General features: G+C 36.7%; 22 protein-coding genes. 7 read left to right on the top strand and 15 right to left on the bottom strand.

Annotated features, from left to right (window positions below):
* Positions 1-7: 7 nt before the first annotated feature.
* The gene (locus K5X82_10980; protein QZT35822.1) at positions 8-1369 is read left to right on the top strand and encodes an LPP20 family lipoprotein; all 1362 of its coding nucleotides are present in this window, start codon (positions 8-10) and stop codon (positions 1367-1369) included.
* Positions 1370-1445: 76 nt separating this feature from the next.
* Here the strand turns inward: K5X82_10980 and K5X82_10975 are convergent, their stop codons facing one another.
* Positions 1446-2045, bottom strand: a complete 600-nt coding sequence (locus tag K5X82_10975) for a TetR/AcrR family transcriptional regulator (GenBank protein QZT35821.1) — start codon at positions 2043-2045, stop codon at positions 1446-1448.
* A 94-nt stretch (positions 2046-2139) separates the two neighbouring features.
* On the bottom strand, positions 2140-4284 hold the full coding sequence (gene rnr, locus K5X82_10970) for a ribonuclease R (protein QZT35820.1): 2145 nt from the start codon (positions 4282-4284) through the stop codon (positions 2140-2142).
* A gap of 647 nt (positions 4285-4931) precedes the next feature.
* Between rnr and K5X82_10965 the strand changes: the two genes are divergently transcribed.
* Positions 4932-5585, top strand: a complete 654-nt coding sequence (locus K5X82_10965) for a TetR/AcrR family transcriptional regulator (GenBank protein QZT35819.1) — start codon at positions 4932-4934, stop codon at positions 5583-5585.
* A gap of 244 nt (positions 5586-5829) precedes the next feature.
* On the opposite strand, the gene K5X82_10960 is transcribed toward K5X82_10965, so the two are convergent.
* From K5X82_10960 to K5X82_10940, 5 genes are all read right to left on the bottom strand, one after another.
* Positions 5830-6186: an MGMT family protein gene (locus K5X82_10960; protein ID QZT35818.1), complete on the bottom strand. Its 357-nt coding sequence runs from the start codon at positions 6184-6186 to the stop codon at positions 5830-5832.
* Between the two features lie 227 nt (positions 6187-6413).
* Complete coding sequence (gene trmB / locus K5X82_10955) at positions 6414-7151, bottom strand: tRNA (guanosine(46)-N7)-methyltransferase TrmB (protein QZT35817.1); 738 nt, start codon at positions 7149-7151, stop codon at positions 6414-6416.
* Positions 7138-7635 (bottom strand): gliding motility lipoprotein GldH, encoded by a 498-nt coding sequence (locus tag K5X82_10950; protein QZT35816.1) that lies wholly within the window; start codon positions 7633-7635, stop codon positions 7138-7140. Before K5X82_10950 ends, trmB begins: the two co-directional genes overlap by 14 nt.
* On the bottom strand, positions 7625-9052 hold the full coding sequence (locus K5X82_10945; GenBank protein ID QZT35815.1) for a hypothetical protein: 1428 nt from the start codon (positions 9050-9052) through the stop codon (positions 7625-7627). Before K5X82_10945 ends, K5X82_10950 begins: the two co-directional genes overlap by 11 nt.
* Before the next feature lie 138 nt (positions 9053-9190).
* Positions 9191-10309: a hypothetical protein gene (locus K5X82_10940; protein ID QZT35814.1), complete on the bottom strand. Its 1119-nt coding sequence runs from the start codon at positions 10307-10309 to the stop codon at positions 9191-9193.
* Between the two features lie 171 nt (positions 10310-10480).
* Between K5X82_10940 and K5X82_10935 the strand changes: the two genes are divergently transcribed.
* Entirely contained in the window at positions 10481-11683 is a 1203-nt protein-coding gene (locus K5X82_10935) for a phosphoglycerate kinase (protein QZT39121.1), read from the top strand.
* A gap of 933 nt (positions 11684-12616) precedes the next feature.
* Here the strand turns inward: K5X82_10935 and K5X82_10930 are convergent.
* From K5X82_10930 to K5X82_10920, 3 genes are read right to left on the bottom strand one after another with little or no spacing between them, the layout of a single operon-like run.
* On the bottom strand, positions 12617-12829 hold the full coding sequence (locus K5X82_10930) for an RNA-binding S4 domain-containing protein (protein QZT35813.1): 213 nt from the start codon (positions 12827-12829) through the stop codon (positions 12617-12619).
* Between the two features lie 38 nt (positions 12830-12867).
* Entirely contained in the window at positions 12868-13950 is a 1083-nt protein-coding gene (locus K5X82_10925; protein ID QZT35812.1) for a C1 family peptidase, read from the bottom strand.
* A 2-nt stretch (positions 13951-13952) separates the two neighbouring features.
* The gene (locus K5X82_10920; GenBank protein ID QZT35811.1) at positions 13953-14306 is read right to left on the bottom strand and encodes an MmcQ/YjbR family DNA-binding protein; all 354 of its coding nucleotides are present in this window, start codon (positions 14304-14306) and stop codon (positions 13953-13955) included.
* Positions 14307-14452: 146 nt separating this feature from the next.
* Here K5X82_10920 and K5X82_10915 point away from each other — a divergent pair, with 146 nt between their 5' ends.
* Positions 14453-14842 carry a response regulator gene (locus tag K5X82_10915; GenBank protein ID QZT35810.1) on the top strand — a complete coding sequence of 130 codons (390 nt, stop codon included), beginning with the start codon at positions 14453-14455 and terminating at the stop codon, positions 14840-14842.
* Here the strand turns inward: K5X82_10915 and K5X82_10910 are convergent.
* Together K5X82_10910 and K5X82_10905 are read right to left on the bottom strand one after the other, a co-directional pair.
* Positions 14836-15201: a YraN family protein gene (locus tag K5X82_10910; protein ID QZT35809.1), complete on the bottom strand. Its 366-nt coding sequence runs from the start codon at positions 15199-15201 to the stop codon at positions 14836-14838. The genes K5X82_10915 and K5X82_10910 overlap by 7 nt on opposite strands.
* Positions 15202-15286: 85 nt before the next feature.
* Positions 15287-16186, bottom strand: coding sequence for an LD-carboxypeptidase (locus K5X82_10905; protein ID QZT35808.1), 900 nt, complete (start codon positions 16184-16186; stop codon positions 15287-15289).
* A 182-nt stretch (positions 16187-16368) separates the two neighbouring features.
* On the opposite strand from K5X82_10905, the gene metG reads away from it, so the two are divergent.
* Entirely contained in the window at positions 16369-18402 is a 2034-nt protein-coding gene (gene metG / locus K5X82_10900) for a methionine--tRNA ligase (protein QZT35807.1), read from the top strand.
* Positions 18403-18479: 77 nt separating this feature from the next.
* On the opposite strand, the gene K5X82_10895 is transcribed toward metG, so the two are convergent.
* On the bottom strand, positions 18480-19340 hold the full coding sequence (locus K5X82_10895; GenBank protein QZT35806.1) for a hypothetical protein: 861 nt from the start codon (positions 19338-19340) through the stop codon (positions 18480-18482).
* A 219-nt stretch (positions 19341-19559) separates the two neighbouring features.
* Between K5X82_10895 and galE the strand changes: the two genes are divergently transcribed.
* On the top strand, positions 19560-20591 hold the full coding sequence (galE, locus tag K5X82_10890) for a UDP-glucose 4-epimerase GalE (GenBank protein ID QZT35805.1): 1032 nt from the start codon (positions 19560-19562) through the stop codon (positions 20589-20591).
* A gap of 65 nt (positions 20592-20656) precedes the next feature.
* On the opposite strand, the gene K5X82_10885 is transcribed toward galE, so the two are convergent.
* Both K5X82_10885 and K5X82_10880 read right to left on the bottom strand, forming a co-directional pair.
* Complete coding sequence (locus K5X82_10885) at positions 20657-21277, bottom strand: deoxynucleoside kinase (protein QZT35804.1); 621 nt, start codon at positions 21275-21277, stop codon at positions 20657-20659.
* A gap of 53 nt (positions 21278-21330) precedes the next feature.
* Positions 21331-22848, bottom strand: a complete 1518-nt coding sequence (locus tag K5X82_10880; protein QZT35803.1) for a GH3 auxin-responsive promoter family protein — start codon at positions 22846-22848, stop codon at positions 21331-21333.
* 98 nt (positions 22849-22946) lie between these two features.
* Here K5X82_10880 and K5X82_10875 point away from each other — a divergent pair, with 98 nt between their 5' ends.
* On the top strand, positions 22947-23561 hold the full coding sequence (locus K5X82_10875; protein ID QZT35802.1) for a CvpA family protein: 615 nt from the start codon (positions 22947-22949) through the stop codon (positions 23559-23561).
* The last annotated feature ends 47 nt before the right edge of the window (positions 23562-23608 follow it).

Below are 23608 nucleotides of genomic sequence, written 5' to 3'. Positions count from 1 at the left end.
ACTCGATATGAAGAAAAACATTATATTTCAGATTCTTTTAGGTGTTAGTTTGACAATAATGAGTTGCTCTGGTCCAAAAAAGGCCGTAACCCCATTGGCAGATCTACCCTCTTGGGTCAAACAGCCTCCCATCGCTGACTTCTATTATGTTGGGCTAGGGAGTGTTGAAAAGACACCTTATAATGTGAATGACTATAGAGAAACAGCTAAAAAGAGTGCTCTATCAGAGATCTCCTCTGCCATCTCCGTTGCGGTAAAAAGTAATAGTTCGTTGCAATCGGTTGACAACCAGCAGGGGGTACAACATCATTTTCAATCGAATATTATCACAGAAAGTGCTCATAACCTCGAAGGGGTTGAATTGGTCGACTCCTGGGAAAACGACAATGTCTATTGGGCTTACTATCGATTGTCCAAATTGAAATATCAAGAGCAACAACTTCGGGATAGTAAAATTGCGTTAGAGAAAGCAAAAGATGCTTTTGCTCAAGGAAAAATCGCATCTGAATCAGGCGATCTTAATAAAGCCATGCAATTGTGGTCCACTGCCATGTCCTCATATTTACCATATAAAGAAGAGATCTCGCGTTTAGGACTTGATACAAGTCTTGATCAGCATATTTGGGGAGCCATCGTGAAAGCTGTTGGTAAACTTCGTTGGCAAACCCCTCCATCATTTACTGGTGTAAGAGGAAGTTTATGGGATATCGAGATGAGACGTTTTACACTTTGGAATGGAGAACATGGTGCTGTGTCGTCTATTCCTGTGGAATTATCATTAGATGGAGGTAGTGGTTTAAAAGCCTTTGAAGGTGCTACGGATCAAAATGGTGAAGTTGTTGCTTCTTTAGCTTATGTAATGAGCCCTAGAACAGAGATGAGCTTGACCGTAAAAGTTGATTTAAAAAGATGGAGCCGTAAATTATCTGCGGATATCAATATAAGAAAGCAGATATCCCAATTGGCTCCTATTGTTGGAAACATAAGGGTTAAGGTTGTTTCACCAAAGATAAGAGTCGTATCAAAAGGGAGTAGTGAATATGCTAAAAGGTTTACCAACGAATGGAGATCAAAGATCCAACAGGAACATCTATGTCGATTAGCAGATAAAGGTTCTCAATATACAATGGAACTGAAGCTTAATCCAATTACATCAAAAAATGGATATGGTTCATACACTGTTGATTTTACAGGACACGTAGTTATAAAAGATAGAAGTGATCGTGTGGTATGGCAGCAGAATATATCAAGATGTAGTGGAGTATCTATGGATCAAGGTGAGTCATTTAATATCGCTTATAAGAAGCTGTCTCAGTGGATTAATTATCGTGCATATCCACAAATGATGAAGGGGTTACATCTCAAATAAAAGAGATCCCCTTTATAGTCTCTTTTTGGAAGACGATAAAGGGGATAAAGCTTTTTAAAGATAGTAGGTCTTTATGCTATCGTTTCATAATACCATAACATAGAATTTGTAGAATAGCATCTACACTTTTCTCAAGATCACTCTCTTTGTATGTTCCTGCAGATAAAGGCATCTCTAGTCCTTTTACCGCTGTCGTAATACCGATAGCTGCAAGAGTGAAATCTTGGATCGCAAAACGTCCCCTTCTTGCACCATCTAATAAAATACGTTTCATCATACGAATCTCTTCCTGATCATAAGTAGCCTTCATCGATTCAACAAAGCTTACTGCTGCTGTGTCGTTTTCAATCGCATTATAGAAATTAGCAAGTTGTCGATAAGTGGTTATCTTAGTCAATATGTAATCTCTTAATTTATCCTCCGGGTCTGTGTCTTTACGAAGTACTTTAGAAAGCTCTTGACGAAGAATGTCTGCTTCCTTTTTGATCACCTCTTGAAAGATGTCCTCTTTACTATCGAAGTAATAGTATAGGGAACTCTTCCCTTTTCGTACGGCGTTCGCGATATCGTCAAGTGTGGTTTTCTTATAGCCATACTTGCTGAAAATATCTTGGGCAATAGTCAAAATATTCTCACGAACGGCATCTTTTTTTGTGTTCACGTTTTCGTTCTTCATGAAGCCTTTTGAGTTAATATCTTCTGCTTTCACAGACAAATATAATTTATTTTTTTTAAATCACATGGTTGACAAGAGCTTGACAAATTGATTCTTATGCCAATTCGAAATCTAGTTGCTTCTTCTGTAGGTTCGCCTTTGCTATGCGGACTTGAAGCTTATCTCCCATTTGATATTTATTCTTAAAGGCCTTACCTATGATACAGTAGTTCTTTTCATCAAACTGATAGTAGTCGTCTTTTAACATCGATAACGGTATCATTCCTTCACACTTGTTTTCATCCAACTCCACATATATACCCCATTCGGTAACGCCTGAGATAGACCCCTCAAATATCGCGCCAATCTTATCAACCATAAACTCTACTTGTTTATATTTAATAGAGGCCCTTTCTGCATTTGCTGCACGTTGTTCTCTTTTAGAAGCATGTTGGCACATTCCTTCATATTTCGACTCCATCACAGATCTACCTCCATCAAGATACCTTGCAAGTAGACGGTGTACCATCATATCTGGATACCTTCTAATTGGCGAAGTAAAGTGGCTATAGTAATCAAAATGAAGACCATAGTGTCCAATATTGTGAGTTGAATACTCTGCTTTTGCCATGGTACGTATCGCAAGTGTTTCAATGACATTTTGTTCTGATTTACCATCAACATGTCCTAGAAGTTTGTTCATCGATAGCGCAATATTTTTAGGTGATGTTGTCTGTATACCATAACCGAATCGTTGAATAAAGCGATTAAAGTTCTCTAGCCTTTCAGGATCTGGCTTATCATGAATACGGTAGACAAATGTTTTCGCTTTTTTGCCTGCGGGTTGTTTACCGATAAACTCTGCAACACGTTTGTTGGCAAGAAGCATAAACTCTTCAATCAATTTATTCGCATCTTTACTCTCTTTGAAATATACCCCAGTTGGTCTACCATGTTCATCTAGGTTAAACTTCACTTCTACTCTATCGAATCCAATACTTCCATTATTAAAACGATCTGCTCTCAGCTCCTTGGCAAGACGATCCAAGGTAAGGATCTCTTGTTTGAAATCGCCATCAGCTCCTTCAATTATCTCTTGTGCCTCTTCGTAGGCAAATCGACGATCTGAATGGATCACAGTACGTCCAAACCACTGCTTCTGTATCTCGGCATCATTATTAAGCTCAAATACAGCAGAGAAGCATAATTTGTCTTCATTGGGACGTAGAGAACAAACCCCGTTGGATAAATGTTCTGGTAACATAGGAACCACTCTATCCACAAGGTAAACAGATGTTGCACGTTCGTATGCTTCCTCTTCTAAAAGAGTTTTTGGTCTTACATAATGTGTGACATCAGCAATATGCACACCAATTTGCCAATTCCCATTTTCAAGTTTCTTAATCGAAAGTGCATCATCAAAATCTTTGGCATCTTTAGGGTCGATAGTAAAAGTGGTTACCTCTCTAAAGTCCCATCTCTTTGCTACTTCCTCCTCTGTAATTCCATCTACAATACCTTCAGCATAACTCTCAACACGAGGAGGGAAAGCTGTCGGAAGCTCGTATTCAGCAATAATGGCATTCATCTCTGCTTTGTGATCACCAACATCTCCTAGTACTTCAACAACTTCTCCAAAAGGATTCTTAGCATGGGTTGGCCAATCTGTAATACGTACCAATGCACGTTGCCCATCTTCGGCACGTAGGAGCTTATCTTTAGGTATAAAGATGTCGAAGCTCATTTTTTGATTAGGAATAAAGAAGTTAAAGTGTTTAGATCTTTGAATGATACCCACCATCGGTTTCTCATTACGATCTAAAATCTCTACCACTTCACCAGTTTGTTCTTTATTCTTTCTTTTGGCATGAAGTAAAACTTTTACTTTATCTCCTGGCAGTGCCCTGTTCATATGATGAGATAAAATAAGTATGGGTTCAGTCACATCATCAGTAGTAAGAATTCCATTTCCTTTTGATGCAATCTTTATCGTTCCGTTTACATAGCCAGCATTGGCATCAAGCTTATATTTACCACGTGATTCTTGAATAATCATTTTCTGATCTTCCAACTCAAACAGAACGACAGTAATAAGCTGCTTGGTCGGCATATCTTTTACTCCAAGAATAGAGGCAAGTTGTTTGTTATTATAAGATCTAGAGACATTCTCCTGAAAAATCTTTATAATACTCTTCTTGATATCCTTCTTGGTAAATAACTTTTTACGTCCCTTTTTGACCTTATTTCTTTTGTTACCCATGCTTTCAGCTGCTATGATTTATTTAACTAAGATACTTTCAATGGTTAAATACCTTAAGTGATACAACTAATGATTGTATATTGTTTTATATGATCTACTTTTTTGCAAAGATACGATTATTGTATTGACCATGACATGATGATATGAATTTCATGTCCAACTACTAATTTAATAGATAAATCTATATCGACATAGAAATTTGTCGCTCCTTTTAACTTGACTGTCATAAATAGCGATGATTTGTGTTAAATGTCTGATATTATGTGGTGTAGTAGATGGGGGAATGTCCCCATACCTCTATCTGTAGTCGTATAGTTTAAATGGAATAAAACTATCAAATCCAAGTTTATCCTCAATATACTGAGAGTATTTCATATAGAGATATAGACTGTAATTGCTATGATCAATAGATATACGACAGTTTTAAATAAAAGAGCCAATAAATACACTATTGAAATTAAAAACTTCGATACATATTATTTTCTGTCTATTATGAAGCATAATTTATTATTTTTGAACCTTTAACATATTTGCTCCGTTAAAATAAAACTAATCAATAAGACCTCTAATAAAACAAAGTATAATTAAATTCGATTTTGTAGAAGGAGCAAAATGATTCTGTAATAATTTTTTAGGTAGTTTTGAATATGCAAACGAAAGATCAAGAGGACATAAAAGATGATGCAAGAAATCTCATCATACAATCTGCGAGGAATATCTTCGGAAGGTTTGGCTATCGTAAGACCACTCTAGAGGATATTGCAAAAGAGGCAAAAAAGGGAAAAAGCTCTCTGTATTACTATTTTGATAGTAAAGAGGAGTTGTATATGGAAGTAGTTAAAATTGAAGCAAAAGAACTCTCTGAAGGGATCATGAAGGTTCTTAAGCAGATTGTTGACCCGAGAGAGTCTCTGTATCGTTATATCTATGAGAGAACAGTTCGAATTGGTCAATTTGAGACATTACATGAGGCTGTAAAGGATTCAAGTATTACTGACATGGAGTTTATCACCCCTTTGAGAGATCGATATCTAGAAGATGAAATATCGATTATCGAACGTTTCTTAAAACAGGGCGTAAGCTATGGTATTTTTGATATTCCAAATCCTACTTTAGTTGCCAATACCTTAGTTATTGCGATCAAAGGCTATGATCAACCTATCATTCAACGTAAATTTGGATTAGAGAGTTTTAATGAGAAGTTACATTCATTGATCTCACTCCTTCTTAAGGGGATTACAAGCGATATAGAGCGCAAACGTAACTATCATCTTCCTTTGGTCGAAAATGCTGTAGATTAGCTCTACTTCTACCTATTTAATGAGTTGTTTTAGGGTAAGTCTCTTTGTGCGAATATATCAAAATGATATTTAAAGGTCTTACTACAAGAGTAGAACCAATGACTTGTAGTAACCTTATCTTATCTTTTATTATAATAGTATATCATTAACGCTACTCAAGTAAATAACTTGGGTAGGGTTATGACACCGTCATTTGCTCTCCTGTGCTACATCTCATAATCTTAGAAAAAAATATTTCACCGGTTTAGAGGTTAAGATCATCATAAAAAGCTTTTGGAACAATCTCTATCTCGTTGAAAGGGTCCCACAATAGTGAATCTAGTTGCTGTATCTTGTTCTCTTTGATACAAATACCTTCTCTCTCTAATCTTGCAGCCATGCTCTCTCCTTTAAAGTGTGCTTTGCCTGTCAATAGACCATTTCGATTTACAACACGATGTGCAGGAATATATTCTTGCTGTTCATGAGAGCGATTCATTGCCCATCCTACCATTCTCGCTGCCTTGGGAGCACCAACAAATTTAGCAATCATGCCATACGTAGTAACCCTACCTTCTGGAATTAGCCTTACAACAAAGAATACCCTCTCGTTAAATGTCATAATATGAATGTTCTTGAAATAAAAAAAATCTGAGAGAATACTCTCCCAGATTTAATATTTTATCAAAGTATATATTAAAATGGTCTATACTTTTATGTGCGATCTTGTATACTTTACGTTAAGAAATATCTCCGTAGGAAAAGTGATCTAACGACCTCTTCCTTTGTATCCGTAAAAAATGCACATCGTAATTTATTGATCATCTCAACATGCTGTTGATATTATTACTATTCTCGTCTTCTTCTACCAAAGCTTCGATAGTCATCAAGCTCAATATCCACTTCTGGTTCTACCAAAAGGTTACGATGCATTTTCCATTTGATATATTTAATCGTCTTTCCTCTATTTAGCCATTGTTGCTCATAAAAGGTTCTAATGGATAGAATATCATCGACGATATCAGAGTGATATAGATCATTGGTATTTTCAAGTACCTCAAATTTATTCTCCTTCACCATGATATCAGAGTACGTATATAGAAAGTCGCTATCGGTTTTTAGATGTACCAATCCATTCTCCTTAAGATAACTTCTATAGTGTTCCATGAAGCGAGTAGAAGTTAATCTTCTTCTTGTATGCTTCATCTGAGGATCTGCAAACGTAATCCATATTTCAGATATCTCATCAGTATCGAAAAATAGATGTAATAGTTCAACATGTGTTCTGATAAATGCCACATTCGTCATGTTATTATCAATAGACTCCTTGGCTCCTAACCACATGCGAGACCCTTTTATATCAACCCCGATGAAATTTTTGTTTGGATACTTTTTTGCTAATCCTACGGTATACTCCCCTTTTCCACAACCGACCTCTACAACGATTGGATTGTCATTTTTAAAAAAAGAAGATGCCCATTTCCCTTTATTTTCAAAAGGTTCTTCTTGTAAATCTCTATAAGCATTCTGGAAAACATTTGGAAATGTCTCCATCTCACTAAATTTCTTTAGTTTATTCTTTCCCACCTTTATATTCTGTTAAATCAATTCTTAATCCAATATCTGAAATGCCATCAATATATTTCGCCTCACTTCGCATCCCTTGCATAATCTCGATATGGTATGTACCAGTGTCAGGAAGCAGGGTGTTCGTTTTGAAAGGATAGCTAAGTTCAAAAGTATTTCCCAGGCCCCTTCCTAGCCATCTCCCACGATGGTCTGCCATTGGGACATCAATTGTGTCGTTAAAGACCACACCACTTGGAGTGGTGGTCTTAATGAAAAGCCATAGATTGTTGAAATCATAACTATTCGTGTTTCGTATGTTTACATCTAAATCTAGAGCTTGATCCACGGATGTAACATTGGGTGAAAAAACTACGATGGAGTCTTGATGCCATTGATCATTATTGATGTTATAGTACGAATTAAACGTCCTATTATCTTGGCAAGAAGATGTCCCTAGCAGTACTCCCAATAGAAGGATCATTAGTTGTACATTACGCATCATCTTTCTTCGGTCTTCTAAAGTTCTTTTTTCTTCTTTGTATTGGACGCCTTTTATTTTCAGCACCTTCTTTTGACGCTTCACCTTGTACCTCTTTATCTGCCTTTTTAGGTGCTTGTGTACTTTGTGGTGAAGGATTATTAGGAGCTTTAGAATCTGACGGCCTACGTCTGTTCCTTGGGTTTGGACGATTCTTATTACTTTCGTCATCCCCTTTTCTATCTTTCTGCTCTGGTCTCTTTGCTGTGGTTGTTTCGTTGTCAGTTCTTGTAGGCTTTTGAGCTCGAGGAGGCCTCTTTTTATCACTCTTAATATTTCGGCCTCTTTTCTTTCTCTTGATAGGTTTATCTTCTAGTTTATCAAAACGATCAAGGCTGTCTTGTCCTACGACATTTTGATATTCCGCAGATTCACTGATAACCATCGAGACATCAACATCACTAATCAACTCATCAACGGAGTCGCTATTCCTGTTTTTACGAATAACTTCTTTGACCTTGTCTACAGTCAAAGCAACAATTCTATTGGGACCACTTCCATCAAGTGCATACCATAGCACTCGATTAAAGATGTCTGCTTTTTGGAATAGATATTTACCTTTTCTTGTATGTAGCGGAATCTGAGTGGATGGAAAGTCTTTTTGTGCATCCATGTAGCAGTCTAGCTCATAGTTTAAGCAACACTTTAACTTTCCACATTGTCCTGCTAATTTCTGGGGATTAAGAGAGATCTCTTGGTAGCGAGCTGCATTTGTTGTCACTGAAACGAAGTTCGTCATCCAAGAACTACAACAAAGTTCCCTGCCACAAGGACCAATTCCTCCAATTCGACCCGCTTCTTGTCGGGCTCCGATTTGTTTCATCTCAATACGTATGCGAAAAGTTTCGGCATAGACCTTGATCAATTGACGGAAATCGACACGTTCATCCGCGATATAGTAGAAGATGGCTTTTGTTTTGTCTCCTTGAAATTCCACGTCACCAATCTTCATATTGAGCTGAAGTTCTTCGGCAATTCTACGGGCTGTCAGCATCGTTTGATGTTCTAATGCCATCGCCTCTTCCCACTTCTCAATATCGACAGGTTTGGCAACACGATAAACTTTTCTTAGTTCCCCATCAATATAGGTCACTTTATGGCGTTTCATCTGCTTTAATACAAGATCACCTGTTAATGAAACCATTCCTATATCGTGTCCAGGAGAAGCTTCTACAGCCACCATATCTCCTACTTCTAGGTGAATTCCGTGGATATTAAAGTAGTAATCCTTTCGAGTATTCTTAAAACGGACTTCAACAATTTCACCTTTGTTGAAGGTATTTGGTACGTCGCTCAACCAGTCGTGGACTTGTAACTTGGGACAAGATCTTGACTCTTTTCCCATCGAGCAACCCTTACATGAATTATCTGTAGAGTTCATAACTAGTTCTATATATGTTGACCCCAGTGCAATTAAAACGAATGCAATGGGAGATTAAAAAAGGTATACGAATAGCATTTCTACCGTATACATTTTGGTATGGCTTGTTGATGAAGCCATCACTTTTATGTGTGCAATCTATGCACGTATATATTTGGTTATCATCAACCCCAAATGGAGAAAAATGATTTTACTATTTCCATTCATCGATACATCACGAAATGCATTGGTCATCTCGTTGTTTAAGACTTCCACATTTCGATCATTGATAAACGGATAAAATTTATTAGACCAATCTTTTTGAGCTTGATCTAAATAAACAAGTTCGGGTTGTTGCATGTTCATGACAAAATTTTCACGAACCATATTTTGGGCATAAAGTAGAAAGTCCTTTTGGCTTTCTCTATTTCTTTGTGCCATCTCTTCAGCCCAACTTATTAAATCTACAATTTTACGACTGTAGCTAAATCGCATTAGCGATTGAAAAGATACTAAATTTTGTTCTTTTAGACTATGGCTTTCAACAATTTTAATGGCTTGATTCATGCTCCCTTGAGCCAATCGAGCTGTTTCTTCCATATTTGAGGCCGCATTGGGGTAAGTTGATGAAAGATAGAGCTCCATCTCCTCAGTGGTCAATGCTTGACATCGGATCTCTTGTATTCGAGAACGTATCGTGGGAAGAATCTTATTCTCTTCTTGAGAAACAAAGATCATAATCGTTTTGTTTGGTGGTTCCTCAATAAGTTTTAATAGCTTATTGGCACTAGTAGTGTTTAATTTTTCTGGTAACCAAACAAGCAGAGATTTATATCCTCCTTCGTAAGATTTAAGATTAATCTTTTTTACGACCTCTTCACTTTCATTTCCATAAATGATCGCTTGCTTATTTCCTGCGTCAATAAGATCCAACCAATCGTTAAATGAAAGGTAAGGATTACTGCATAGTGATTTTCTCCATTGGGGAAGATAATGATCGCATATTTCTAGCCCTTTATTCTTAACGATAGGAAAGACAAAATGCATATCAGGATGAATAAGCTTTGAGATCTTTTTACACGAACTACATTGACCACAAGAGTCGTTCTCAATGGGCTCTTTGCAATGAATATATTGAAGAAAAGCTACAGCTAGAGATAGTTTGCCAATCCCCTTAGAACCAGTAAGCAACAAGGCGTGACTTAAACGATCCTCATGAACCATTTGTACTAATCTTTCTTTGGTGGATTGGTGTCCTACGATATCTTTAAATTGCATCTTTTATGTCCTGAAAACAGTGAGTAATTCGTGAGTTACAGTCTCAAAAGTAACAAAAATAATAGATAGATATGATTCCTATGAATTTTTGACAAGTATTGTCTCCTTCTTAGATATGTTTTACAACAATTTTACCACATTTTTTGTATATTTGGGGGTCTTAAATATCAAATCGACAAGAAAATGCAAAACATAGAGACTTACGATTTTTCTGGAAAGAAGGCGTTGATTCGTGTTGACTTCAATGTGCCTCTAGATGAGAATTTTAATATTACTGACGATACACGTATGCGTGCAGCCCTTCCTACTATCCAGAAGGTGTTGAAAGAAGGCGGTGCAGCGATTATCATGTCGCACTTAGGTCGTCCAAAAGGTGTAGAAGAGAAGTTTTCTCTTAAGCCTCTTGTAAACCACCTTTCTGAGCTTCTTGGTGGAACAAAAGTTATTATCGCTCCTGACTGTGTTGGTGAGGATGTAAAGAAAATGGCTGATGCTCTTCAACCAGGTGAAGTGTTGTTATTAGAGAACCTTCGTTACCATGGTGAAGAGAAAAAAGGTGATGTTGCTTTTGCAGAGCAGTTGTCTCAACTAGGTGACTGTTGGGTTAACGATGCTTTTGGTACTGCACACCGTGCTCACGCTTCTACAGCTGTGATCGCACAATTCTTCCCTGAAGCTAAAATGTTTGGTACTTTGGTAACAAGCGAAGTAAACAGTTTAGATAAAGTAGTTGCAACTCCAGCACGTCCTTTTACTGCTATTATGGGTGGTGCTAAGGTATCTTCAAAGATTACAATCATCGAAAACATGTTGGATAAAGTAGACAACTTGATTATTGGTGGTGGTATGATCTTTACCTTTGTGAAAGCAATGGGTGGTAATGTTGGATCTTCTTTATGTGAAGACGATTACCTAGAGATGGCTCGTAACATTATTGAGAAAGCAAAAGAGAAAGGTGTAAACCTTGTTATTGCTTCTGATTGTGTTGCTGCTGATAGCTTCTCAAATGATGCGAATACAGAGATTGTTTCTTCTGGTGAGATTAAAGATGGATGGATGGGTCTTGACGTAGGTCCTGATACTATCGCTGAATTCAAGAAAGTAATTGGTAACTCAAAAACAATTCTATGGAATGGTCCTGCTGGAGTATTCGAGATGGAAAACTTTGCTGCTGGTACTAAAGCAATCGGTGAAGCTGTTGTTGAGGCAACTAAAAATGGTGCTTTCTCACTTGTTGGTGGTGGTGACTCAGTTGCTGCAGTTAACAAATTTGATATCGCTAAAGATGTTTCTTATATCTCTACTGCAGGTGGAGCATTGTTAGAATATCTTGAAGGAAAAGAACTTCCTGGTATTGCAGCTGTTCGTCAGTAAGAATATCGACAAGTAAAATATATTACAAAGCTATCCATTTTAATGGGTAGCTTTTTTTGTGGTATTTAATGCATGATGGTATATAATCGAATAAGACCCAATTAGAAGAGTGTGATATGTCATACACACTCCTTGAGTGTACCGTGTCTGATCATAAAATAGCAGAATGTCAAAGGTCAAGAATCCATTAAAGCCACCTTCTTCTAAGTAACATGCTACCTTCTCCTGCCTTCTTTAAAATATTCTTCGAACCACATACAAAGTTCCCTCACCCAAAATGCGAAATCGATGAATGAACTTCGAATGAACTTTGACTGTACTTCGAACCATCTCAGGGGAAAGGCCGAGGATGTTGAGATGTTAGTCATGGCAGGGTGATATAGAAGTTGCAAGTTATGATAATAAATATCTTTTCATTTATCAGGATAGAAGTAAGCAGAACACAAAAATATTCATGGTGGAGGGTAGTGTGAAATTAACTTTATAGAGAATTTAGATTAAACTCTATTTGGTATTGGATTGCCATAGGCTTCCTCCGTAGTTTGTTGATACTTCAAGGATACTTCGTTGATACTTGCTTCATCAAAAAAGTTAAATAGGTGAATATTCTATGGTGATAATATCTTAAGACTATTTCTTCTTATACTGTCAATCTATGTGTTCGTTTTTGCCTTTACACACTTCGTAGTCTTCAGTAATGTTAATAAATAATAAAATATATAACTCTTTGAAAACTATTGATGGTTGAAACTGTTTTATAGATGAATACTAATTGTTCTAAAGCGAGGAACGTTTGTTCCCCATTCCCTTTATTTTGAAACTTTTTGATTAACACTTTTTGATTGTAAATGTTCGCTTTATCAACAAATGGTCTAATAATTTAGCTCAGATAAAGAGAAACGGTAGTATTTTGGGAGTACTACCGTTTTCTTTTTATATCAAAATGATCTTATCCTCAATTAGTTCGGGGATCTCAATAACATCTCCAGGAACTAATTTTGCTCTATATCGATGTTCTGGTTCTCCATTTCTTAGGATAATACCATCATCAACCATCATCTTTGCCTGCCCTCCACTTTCTGCTATTCGTAATATTTTAAGCAGTTTAATAAGAGGGATAAATTCGTCTGTAACTTTAAATTCCATGTTTCTGTATTTTAGACTCCCTGTAAAATTTAGTGTCTTTATATTTTTAACTGTTTGCGTTCTTTCTTTGTAAGTGACTTTTTATTTAGCATGATACATACTGTTTTAAGTCGAACAAAATCTTCTGACATATATAGGTAGCCTCCATATTCGTTAGAGTCGCTGTCCCAAGAGTTCTTTATGATGTAATAATTTTTCCCGTCTTTAGTTGCTTTTCCAACAAGATGCATAAGGTGATCGTCAGTAGTTTCTTTGTTGTAGAAGGTCTTTTGTCTTGCCTCTTGACTCACATCTGTTCCTTCAGGAAGGTATGCTATCCCATTTTTATGTTGGAATGTTTTTTCTGATACATCTCCATCCCATACTATTGAATAACCTTTCTCAAGCGCATAATCAATAATAGCCATATAACGATCAATTGGTACATTGTAGTATGATCCATTACTCCAGTTGTCTGGTATCTCTAGAACAAATGTTTGATTAAAAGGGTGATGGGTATAGCTTGTTATTTCGATGTAGTCATCTAGGTTTAGGTTTAATGATTTAAGGAATGATTTAGGAGTATAGTTTTCCCCATCATAGTCGAAGTTGGATGGACTTTGTCCAAAATAGATGTCTAAGATCTGATCCGCATTAGGTAGCCAATTGTTCGGAAGAACTTCCTCACTGTTGTCTTTTTCAAGTTCTTTCTTTAGTTCTTTTACAAGAGCTGTGTGATTATGGATTTTACCATAGTTATTTCCCTTATAAATTTTCTGAGGAACGATACCCGTAGACTTCATTGCGTATATCACATCATGTGCTTGTCCCCCTTGGCTAAAGTTTGCTTTACCTTGTCTAAGTACATAGTTCTCTATTTTTTGATGGTACGCCTCTTTAACTGCAAACATCTCAGATAGATCGTATTGTTGCTTTTTAGACTTTATCAGTTCAGACTCAAGGAAAGAGATGGTTGAGAAACACCAACAAGTTCCAGTTTGTTGTTGGTTCTTTACAGAGGTGTTAGGAACTTCGTATATAACTTGATATTGGTCTTTTTTTGTTTGAGCATTTAAGGTAATACTACTTACCATGCTTAAGATGAATAGTAGGACTATTCCTGTTTGTTGGAAGTGTTTCATATTTATTCGTTTTCAGATTTTGATTGTAACCTTTTGGGTAGTTTATTCCATACTAGTTGATAAGAGTGGTTGATCCATTCGATGATCAAATCATCTGGAATGTTATCTAGTTCACTAAGAGTATTCCAGTGTTTTTTGTTCATGTGGTACCCTGGAATAACAAAATCATAAGTCTCTCGGAGTTTTATTGCGATTTCTGGATCACACTTTAGGTTCATCCGATGTGGATGTTTAAGAATCAAAAGTCCGAACATCTTTTCGTGAACTTTAAACACAAGTGACGTGTCATCAAAAGGTAAACTTTCTGTTGTGAAAGGTTTTTGAAGACAATATTCTCTGATTTGCTCAATATTCATGATTAATTTCCGTTGTGAGGTTTGGATTTACAAAGTAATGAATTATTTATCTATTTGTATATGCTTTTTAAAAGCTATTTAGAATCCCCGTTTTTTAAGCTACTTTTGTAGTCTATTAAAAACAAAACTTACTTTACTATCTAGAAATGGCACAAGATCTTGGAGATATGAATTATCTGGTATTGGTCGTAGATGACGAGCCTGTAAATTCGATGTTAATGAATAAGTATTTACAAGAAATGGGGATTTCTTGTGTGCTGGCTAGCTCCTATACTGAGATTATAGAGTCGGTTAAAAATCATGATTTTGATTTAATACTCATGGATTACAAACTACCTGACCGTACAGGTATTGAGATTTCAGATGAGTTAAGGGTTAATTATCCAGATGTTCGAATATGTATTCAGACCGCATTAGAGTGTGAAGAAATTACCGAACGTGTGGAGAATGGTTTCTTTGCTGGGTTTATCTCAAAACCTTTTAGACGTGAACGTTTTTACCGAGAGGTTAGAGCAATTCTCAAAAATATTCAATAGTCTAAAGCATTAAAAGCTGAAACGATATGTTTAACAGAGGGAGGCGATTGGTCTGTGTTTACAATAATAACATCAAATCGGACTTCTCTCTGAGGATCTTTAGTTTGGATATATAGGTCGGCACATTGAATTAGGTTACGTATCTTGTTTGGTGGTATAAGTTCTCGTATGTCAACCTTCTGCCACTGTTCTCTATTTTTTACTTCAACGAATACAAGCTCATCTTTATCAGTGCATACTAAATCGATCTCTTTATGGTCTTGAAACCAGTTATGATAAAGAATAGTGTATCCTTTTGACTTCAGAAAGTCAGCTGCTGCTTGCTCACCAATATTACCTTTTTCTTTTTGCGTTTTCACGGGGATCATTTTTATGTTGTAAAAGAGTGACCTGTTAATGAAAAACAGCAATCAAGAGAAAAGGTTTTACTATATATATGCTTTATCAATCCATATAATTGAGTGTCACCTTTTGGTCTTCTATCGACAGTTTAATGTTTGATCCAAGTATTATGGGATGATTTTCTTCTATATGTCCAATAGGTGCATCCAAAATAAGGTGAAAGTTGTGGTATTGAGAGAGGCGTTTGAGATTGTCTTCAAGGCTATATGGCATAGGAGGATTCCCTTCTCTGATCATGGTAAATGAACCTACTATCAACGTGTTGATTTTGTCGAGGATTCCGCTATACGATAAGTTCTCAACCATTCTGTCTATATGGTAATGGTATTCATCAACATCTTCTATGAAGAGTATTTTATCTTCATAGTCAAGATCAAGCGAGGTACCTCTTAAAGACTGAATAATTGATAGGTTCCCTCCAATGAGTTGTCCGACGATCTCTTTGGGCAAGGAGATAGTGCTTGTCTTCCATGTTATAGAATTTCTTTCTCCTTTAAGCAGGTTGATGGTTTGGTCCACTGGGGCTTTTGCTTCCTGAAATTGAGTGATCATGGGCGCATGAATCGAAGGTATATCGAGTTGATAAAGTTTTTGATGAAGGACTGTAATGTCGCTAAACCCAATGATCCATTTGGGATGTTGAACAAATCTTTCCCACGAAACTTTTGGTAGACATTTGATTGTGCCATAACCTCCTCTTGCCATCCATATTGCTTTTGCTTCGGTGTGATCTAATGCCCATTGCAAGTCGGAGGCTCTCTCTTTGTCAGTTCCTGCGAAAGGGCCTTCTTGGTGGTATAGATATTGCCCCTCTTCGGTGCGGAAACCAAAGTCATGAAGATAGGATATTCCATAACTTAATTGACATGGAGAGACTGCACCTGCAGGTGAGATAATAAGAATTAGATCATTTTTTTTGAGGTTCGGGGGGAAAAGCATCATATATGTGGTTGTTTTTATTAATCATCATAAAATCATTGGAAGCAAAAATAAAGAATTCTATCATTTTTCGATTGTACTGATTATCTTTGCATTTCAACATGGTGGATTGTTTACATTCAATAAACAAACCGTGATGATAAAATGATTTAAAGAAATAAAATTCATATATAAGATAGCAGAAGATGAAAGATTTTAAGAGAACACTGATTACATCTGCCTTGCCGTATGCAAATGGCCCTGTACATATTGGTCACCTTGCGGGAGTTTATGTTCCTGCCGATATTTATGCACGCTATCTACGAATGCAGGGACAAGATGTACTTTTTATAGGAGGATCAGATGAACATGGTGTTCCCATTACATTAAAAGCAAAAAATGAAGGTATTACTCCTCAGGATGTTGTGGACAAATACCATAATATAATTAAAAAAGCTTTTAGTGACTTTGGTATCTCGTTTGATGTATACTCTCGTACGACTAGCGAGACTCATAAAGAGACTGCATCGGAATTTTTCAAGACTTTATATGATCAAGGGAAGTTTGTAGAGAAGACCACTGAGCAGTATTACGATAAAGAAGCAAAACAATTCTTAGCCGATCGTTACATTGTAGGAACTTGCCCTAAGTGTAATAACGATAAAGCGTATGGTGATCAATGTGAAAGCTGTGGTTCATCATTGAATGCGACGGATTTAATTCAACCTAAATCTGTACTGAGTGGCGGAGATCTTGAGCTAAAAGAGACGACACACTGGTATCTGCCTTTAGATCAATATGAGGATTGGTTAAAAGGGTGGATCTTGGAGGATCACAAAGAGTGGAAAGCGAATGTATATGGACAGTGTAAATCATGGTTAGATGGTGGCTTGCATCCTCGTGCAGTAACTAGAGACCTTGATTGGGGTGTTCCTGTTCCTATCGAAGGAGCTGATGGAAAAGTTCTATATGTATGGTTTGATGCACCGATTGGATATATCTCAGCCACGAAAGAGTGTACGCCTGAATGGGAAAAATATTGGAAAGATGAAGATACTAAAATGGTACACTTCATTGGTAAGGATAATATTGTTTTCCACTGTATCATTTTCCCTTCTATGTTGAAAGCAGAAGGCTCTTATATTTTACCAGAGAACGTTCCTTCAAATGAGTTCTTAAACTTAGAGGGCGATAAAATATCAACTTCACGTAATTGGGCTGTGTGGTTGCATGAATATATTGAAGAGTTTCCAGGCAAAGAAGATGTCTTAAAATATGTCTTAACAGCAAACGCTCCTGAGACAAAGGATAATGACTTTACATGGAAAGACTTCCAAGCAAGAAATAACAACGAGCTGGTTGCTGTTTTTGGTAATTTCGTTAATCGCGCGATGGTACTTACTCAAAAGTATTATAATGGCGTAGTTCCTGCTTTAGGTGATTTGACAGACTTCGATAAGGAGGTGATCGAAACATTGAAAACTTTCCGTGCTAAGATTGAGAAGTCCATTGAGAACTATCGTTTTAGAGAGGCACTTAAAGAGGCGATGGAGTTGGCTCGTTTAGGTAATAAATATTTGGCTGATAGTGAGCCTTGGAAAGTGGTCAAAACAGATGAGAAACGTGTGGAGACAATCATGAATATTTGTCTTCAGATCACAGCAAATCTTACAATTGCTTTTGATCCATTTATGCCAAAGACAACTGAAAAGCTTCGAGGATTTCTTAATGTGTCTCCATTCCAGTGGAATCAGTTAGGGGATATGGGACTTCTTCCTGTTGGTCATGTCGTGAATAAGCCTGAATTGTTGTTTGAGAAAATTGAAGACAAGACGATTCAAGAGCAAGTTGATAAACTTTTGGCTACAAAGAAAGCTAATGAGATTGCACAAGCTGAAACTTCACCAGCAAAAGAGAATATTGCATTCGATGACTTTGCAAAGATGGACCTTCGTGTTGGAACGATTGTTGAGGCTTCAAAAGTGGCAAAGACAAAGAAACTGTTGAAATTGACTGTTGATACTGGAATTGATACAAGAACGGTAGTTTCTGGTATTGCAGAGTTCTATAAGCCACAAGATATTATTGGAAAACAAGTATCTATTCTTGTGAATTTGGCTCCAAAAACACTTAAAGGAATAGAGTCTCAAGGGATGATTTTAATGGCAGAGAATGCAGATGGATCACTATCTTTTGTCTCTCCAGATGCTACCTTAAAGAATGGAAGTGAGATTCGATAAGAGTATTTGATAAGTATATAACGAAAAGGTGTTACTCTATCCATAAGGTAGGGTGGCACCTTTTTTATTTAGAGGTGCTATTGGAATTTCTTTTTCCACAGCCCGATGTTGGGATAGGTTGCTTGTATGATATCTACTGTTTTATCGGCTCCATTAGGATGAAAGAGCTGTGTTGAACAGACTTGATAAATCTGATCTCCTTTGGATATAATATGAAATCTTGAAGGAAGGATTACTTCTAGCTTATTAAGGACATTCTGTGCATTAGATCGATTTCGGAATGAACCTGCAATAATTTGTATTTGAATTAGCTCCTCTTCTTTTTCTGAATCTATTGGAGCTATTGGCACTTCTTCCGTGTATGGAATCATGGATGCCTCTGATGATGAGTTAAAATAATCTGGAGTCGCATTGGGAATGCAAAGTATCATTAAAAGCACTGCAGCCGCAGCAACCTTTGGTACGATATGATCAGTTCTCCACAGTTGCTTTCCTTTGAACTGAATTGATGAAGAGAGATGATTCGATGATAGTATGATGTCTTCAAGTCCAAAATAGTTTAATTCCAACATACTCTTTTGGGATATCATTTTCATTGATATGAATCCATTTGCATCCATATTTAATGTCCCGAGGTTATCAAGAAGGATCTTCTCTCCATGTAGCATGCTTTTATAACACCACAGGGTCCAATCTATAACAAGATCAGTAGCTACTTTGAAGTTGCATTTTTGGGAGTTACATATGAGGTGTGCAAGCCCACCATCATCTTTAACAATATGATTGTTGAATGAAACGATCGTATGAGGTGCCTTAAATAGACGTTCTTTAGAGTTCCATTTTGCAGGAATATGCTGTACTATTAAAGCCCCAATGTTGGGAATGATAATACAATTGTTTTTTTCTAGCCATGTATGGAATAATTGCTCTAATCTCATTCTTTCAATATCTATGGGTGTTGTATCTATTTGAATATAAGTGGTTACGGTTTTGTTTTTTCTAATATCTGTTCGGTTACACTTTTTTACGTAACGCAAAAAAGTGCATTCTTGTTCAAAAGTATTAATTCTTTGTTCAATACGAAAGAAACGTTCTATACTTCATGTTAAAATCTATACCTTTGTAATTCACAGTATACAATATAAAAAATTAAACCAATGAAAAAGCAAGTATTGGTCACAGGTGGTGTTGGCTATATTGGGTCACACACTGTTGTTGAACTTCAAAATGAAGGATTCGAAGTATTTATTGTGGACGATCTATCAAATTCAAATATCGAAGTTTTAGATCGTATTGAGAAAATCACAGGAATCCGTCCGCATTTTGAGCAATTTGATTTGTGTGATAGAGCGAAAGTTCAAGAGTATTTCCAAAAACATGATGGTTTAGAGGCAATCATCCACTTTGCTGCAAGTAAAGCTGTAGGGGAGTCTGTAGAGAAGCCGTTATTATATTACAGAAACAACTTAGTTTCTTTGATGAACTTGTTAGAAGCAATGGATCAATATAATGTTCCAAGTATTGTATTCTCATCTTCATGTACTGTATATGGTCAACCAGAAGTGTTGCCAGTAACAGAGAATGCCCCTGTTCAGGAAGCAACTTCTCCTTATGGTAATACAAAGCAAATGTGTGAAGAGATTTTATTCGACTCTATCTCTGCATTTGCAGGTGGTGTTCGTGGTATCGCTTTACGCTATTTTAATCCAATTGGAGCACATGCTTCAGCTGAGATCGGAGAACTTCCTGTAGGTGTTCCTCAGAACTTGGTACCATATATCACTCAAACAGGTGCTGGGTTGCGTGAGCAACTAAGTATTTTTGGTGATGATTATGATACTGCAGATGGAACTGCTGTGAGAGACTATATTCATGTTGTCGATCTAGCAAAAGCACACGTAGTTGCAATTCGTCGCCTGATGGAGCATAACAATAAGAAGCCACTTGAGTTCTTTAATATTGGAACAGGAAACGGTTTGACTGTTCTTCAATTGGTGAAAGCCTTTGAGAAGGTAACAGGAGTTAAGCTAAACTATAAGCTTGTAGATCGTCGTGCAGGAGATATCGAAAAGGTATGGGCTGATACAACGTTTGCAAATGAAGAGCTAGGATGGAAAGCACAAAGTACTGTTGAAGAGACTTTAGCTTCAGCATGGGCTTGGGAAAAGAAAATACGTAACATTGACTAATTGGGTTAATGTGATATAAAAAAAACGCTTTAAGATCTTCTTAAAGCGTTTTTTTATATCCATTACTAGCGATTGAAGAGTCCGTTAATTTGGGCGTCAATCTTATCGATAATATGACTAAGGTCCTCTGGATTGTGAGCAAAATCGATATCATCGACATCGATGATGAGAAGATTTCCTAGGTCATAGTTATTAATCCATTTATTGTACTTCTCATTCAGCTGGGTTAAGTAATCTATACGAATAGAGTTTTCGTAATCTCGTCCTCTTTTTTGAATCTGTTGTACCAGATTAGGTATAGATGATCGGAGATAAATAAGAAGATCGGGTGGTTGAACCATACGACTCATAAGTTTGAAAAGAGAGCTATAGTTCTCAAAATCTCTAGACGGCATTAACCCCATTTCATGTAGATTTGGAGCAAATATCTCAGCGTCTTCATAAATCGTTCTATCCTGTATAACGGTCTTTCCAGTTTCTCTGATATCAAGGACTTGGTTGAAGCGACTATTTAAGAAATAGACTTGAAGATTAAATGACCATCTCTGCATATCATCGTAGAAATCACTAAGATATGGGTTGTCATCAGCATCTTCAAAATGTGCTTCCCAGTTGTAATGTTTTGCTAATAATCCTGTTAATGTTGTTTTTCCGGAACCGATATTTCCAGCAATGGCAATATGCATGTCGTCTTTATAAATAGTTAATTTAGTGTAAAAATAGAAATCTATATCAATAGTTAAGGTTGCTTCTCTAATAAAATAAGCTCTTCGATAAAATTTCGATCATTAGAGAGGCGTGGAATTTTGTTTTGGCCCCCAACCTTCCCCTTCTGTTTACACCATCTAAAGAAACTGTTATTTTTTATTATAAGAAGTTCAGGTGCATTGAGTGTGGTGTTTTTAAAACGTTTGGCTTCATAGTCTGAATTGACCTCTTGTAGTGATTTATCAAGTGTCTCTTTAAACAGTGGTAGTGACTTAGGCTGTTTATTAAATTCAATAGCCCACTGGTGACTTCCCTGCTTATCTTCAGTAAAATATATTGGAGCAGCAGTAAACTCTTTAATGTCTGCTTCCGTTACTCTACATGCTATTTCAAGCGCTCTAAGTGCATTTTCGATTATAATCTCCTCACCAAAAGCATTCATGAAATGTGATGTACGTCCTGTTACTTTGATACGATATGGATGGGTGGAGGTAAATTTAATGGTATCTCCAATGATATATCTCCACAATCCACCATTGGTAGAGATAACTATTGCATAGTTCTTGTCTTTCTCTACATCACCGAGGGTAATGGTGTCTGAGTTGGTTCCATTGAATTGATCCATTGGAATAAACTCATAGAATATGCCTAAGTCTAACATCAATAACATATCATCACGAGAGAGTACATCCTGTATGGCAAAGAAACCTTCTGAAGCGTTGTATGTCTCCAAATAATGCATATTTGAGGATGGGATCAGCTTCTTATATTGTTCTTTGTATGGAGAAAAAGAGATGCCTCCATGAACAAAAAGTTCAAGATTGGGCCATATCTCATTTAGATCATTGGCTCCTGTCGTTTCTAGAATCTTGTGAAAAAGTACTAGATACCAAGAGGGTACACCAGCAAATGCTGTTACATCTTCGTCTAAAGAGTGCTCTATTATGGCTGCTACTTTTTTATCAAAAGCCTCCGTTAAGGTTACTTCACGTGCTGGTGTACGATAGAGGTCGGTCCAGAAGGGAAGGTTCTCAATCATGACGGCAGATAGATCCCCTACCGAAGAGTTGTTGTTCAAGGATGAGACTTTATGGCTTCCTCCAAGAGTTAAGGTCTTGCCTCCTAATACATTATTTTGGGGATTGCTTCTAAAATATATGGACTGAATATCTTTGGCTGCACGATAATGACACTCTTCTAAGGAGTCCGCAGTGATGGGGATAAACTTACTCTTGCTTTGTGTTGTCCCTGAGGATTTTGCAAACCATCGTGTTTTACCGCTCCATAATACATTCTCCTCTCCTTTTATTATACGTTCTACATAAGGTTTTATATCTTCGTAGCATTGTAGTGGTACACGAGACTTATACTGAATATGAGAGTTCATCGATCCATATCCATAGGTTTCCCCCCATATGGTGTGCTTAGCTCTATCCATAAGGTGATTGAAGCAGAGTTTTTGAATCTCTTCTCCATGATGGGTATATTGATCGATTTCTTCTATTCTACGAGAATTGAACCAACTTAATAGTGTTTGTAGTATTGCCATATAGGAATAACATATTGGTTGACAATTCTAAAGATATTAAAAAAAAGTAAGTATTGTAATGAGGCTACTTTTGTTTTTTTATGAATTTAATATAGCGTATGAACATTATTGATGCAATCTTAGGGGTCTTCCTCGTTTATGGAACTTATCAAGGATATAAGAATGGATTTATTGTTGAAATTGCGACCTTCTTAGCTCTTTTTGTTGGAGTGTTTGGTTCTGCTTCACTTTCTGAATTAACAGAGGGTGTTTTGGTGGAACAACTTAATTGGCACTCTGAATTTGTCGGACTCGTTTCCTTTGTACTAACCTTTATTTTGTTAATTGTAGGGGTTCATCTGCTTGCCAAATTGCTAACAAAGTTAGCTGATATTATGATTCTTGGATCGGTGAATTATGTAGCAGGTGCAGTGTTTGCATTGATAAAGGTTGCATTTATACTGAGCTTATTACTTGTCGTAGCTGAAAAGTTTAGACCTGTTGATGATTTGATGAATGATCATACAAAGAGTACGTCCAAGCTATATAAGCCGATAAAACTCTTCGCTCCTAGTGTATTCCCAATGTTGGAGGAGATTGATCCAAAAGAGCAGTGGGAAAAACAACAGAAGGCTATTAAAGAGACGATGCAGAAGACTAAGACTCAAGTCAAGAAGATACAGCAGAAAGCGAAGAAAGTGGCAGATGAAGATCTTGATTTTGATGACCTATAGGATCTTTGATGAAGAGTGGTTGTATTGAAACGAAATGATTATCTTTG

The sequence above is a fragment of the Prolixibacteraceae bacterium genome (assembly GCA_019856515.1).
Classification (GTDB): Bacteria; Bacteroidota; Bacteroidia; order Bacteroidales; family Prolixibacteraceae; genus Halosquirtibacter; species Halosquirtibacter xylanolyticus.
The sequence above is the reverse complement of the archived record's forward strand: the minus strand, read 5'-3'. Positions and strand labels throughout refer to the sequence as shown.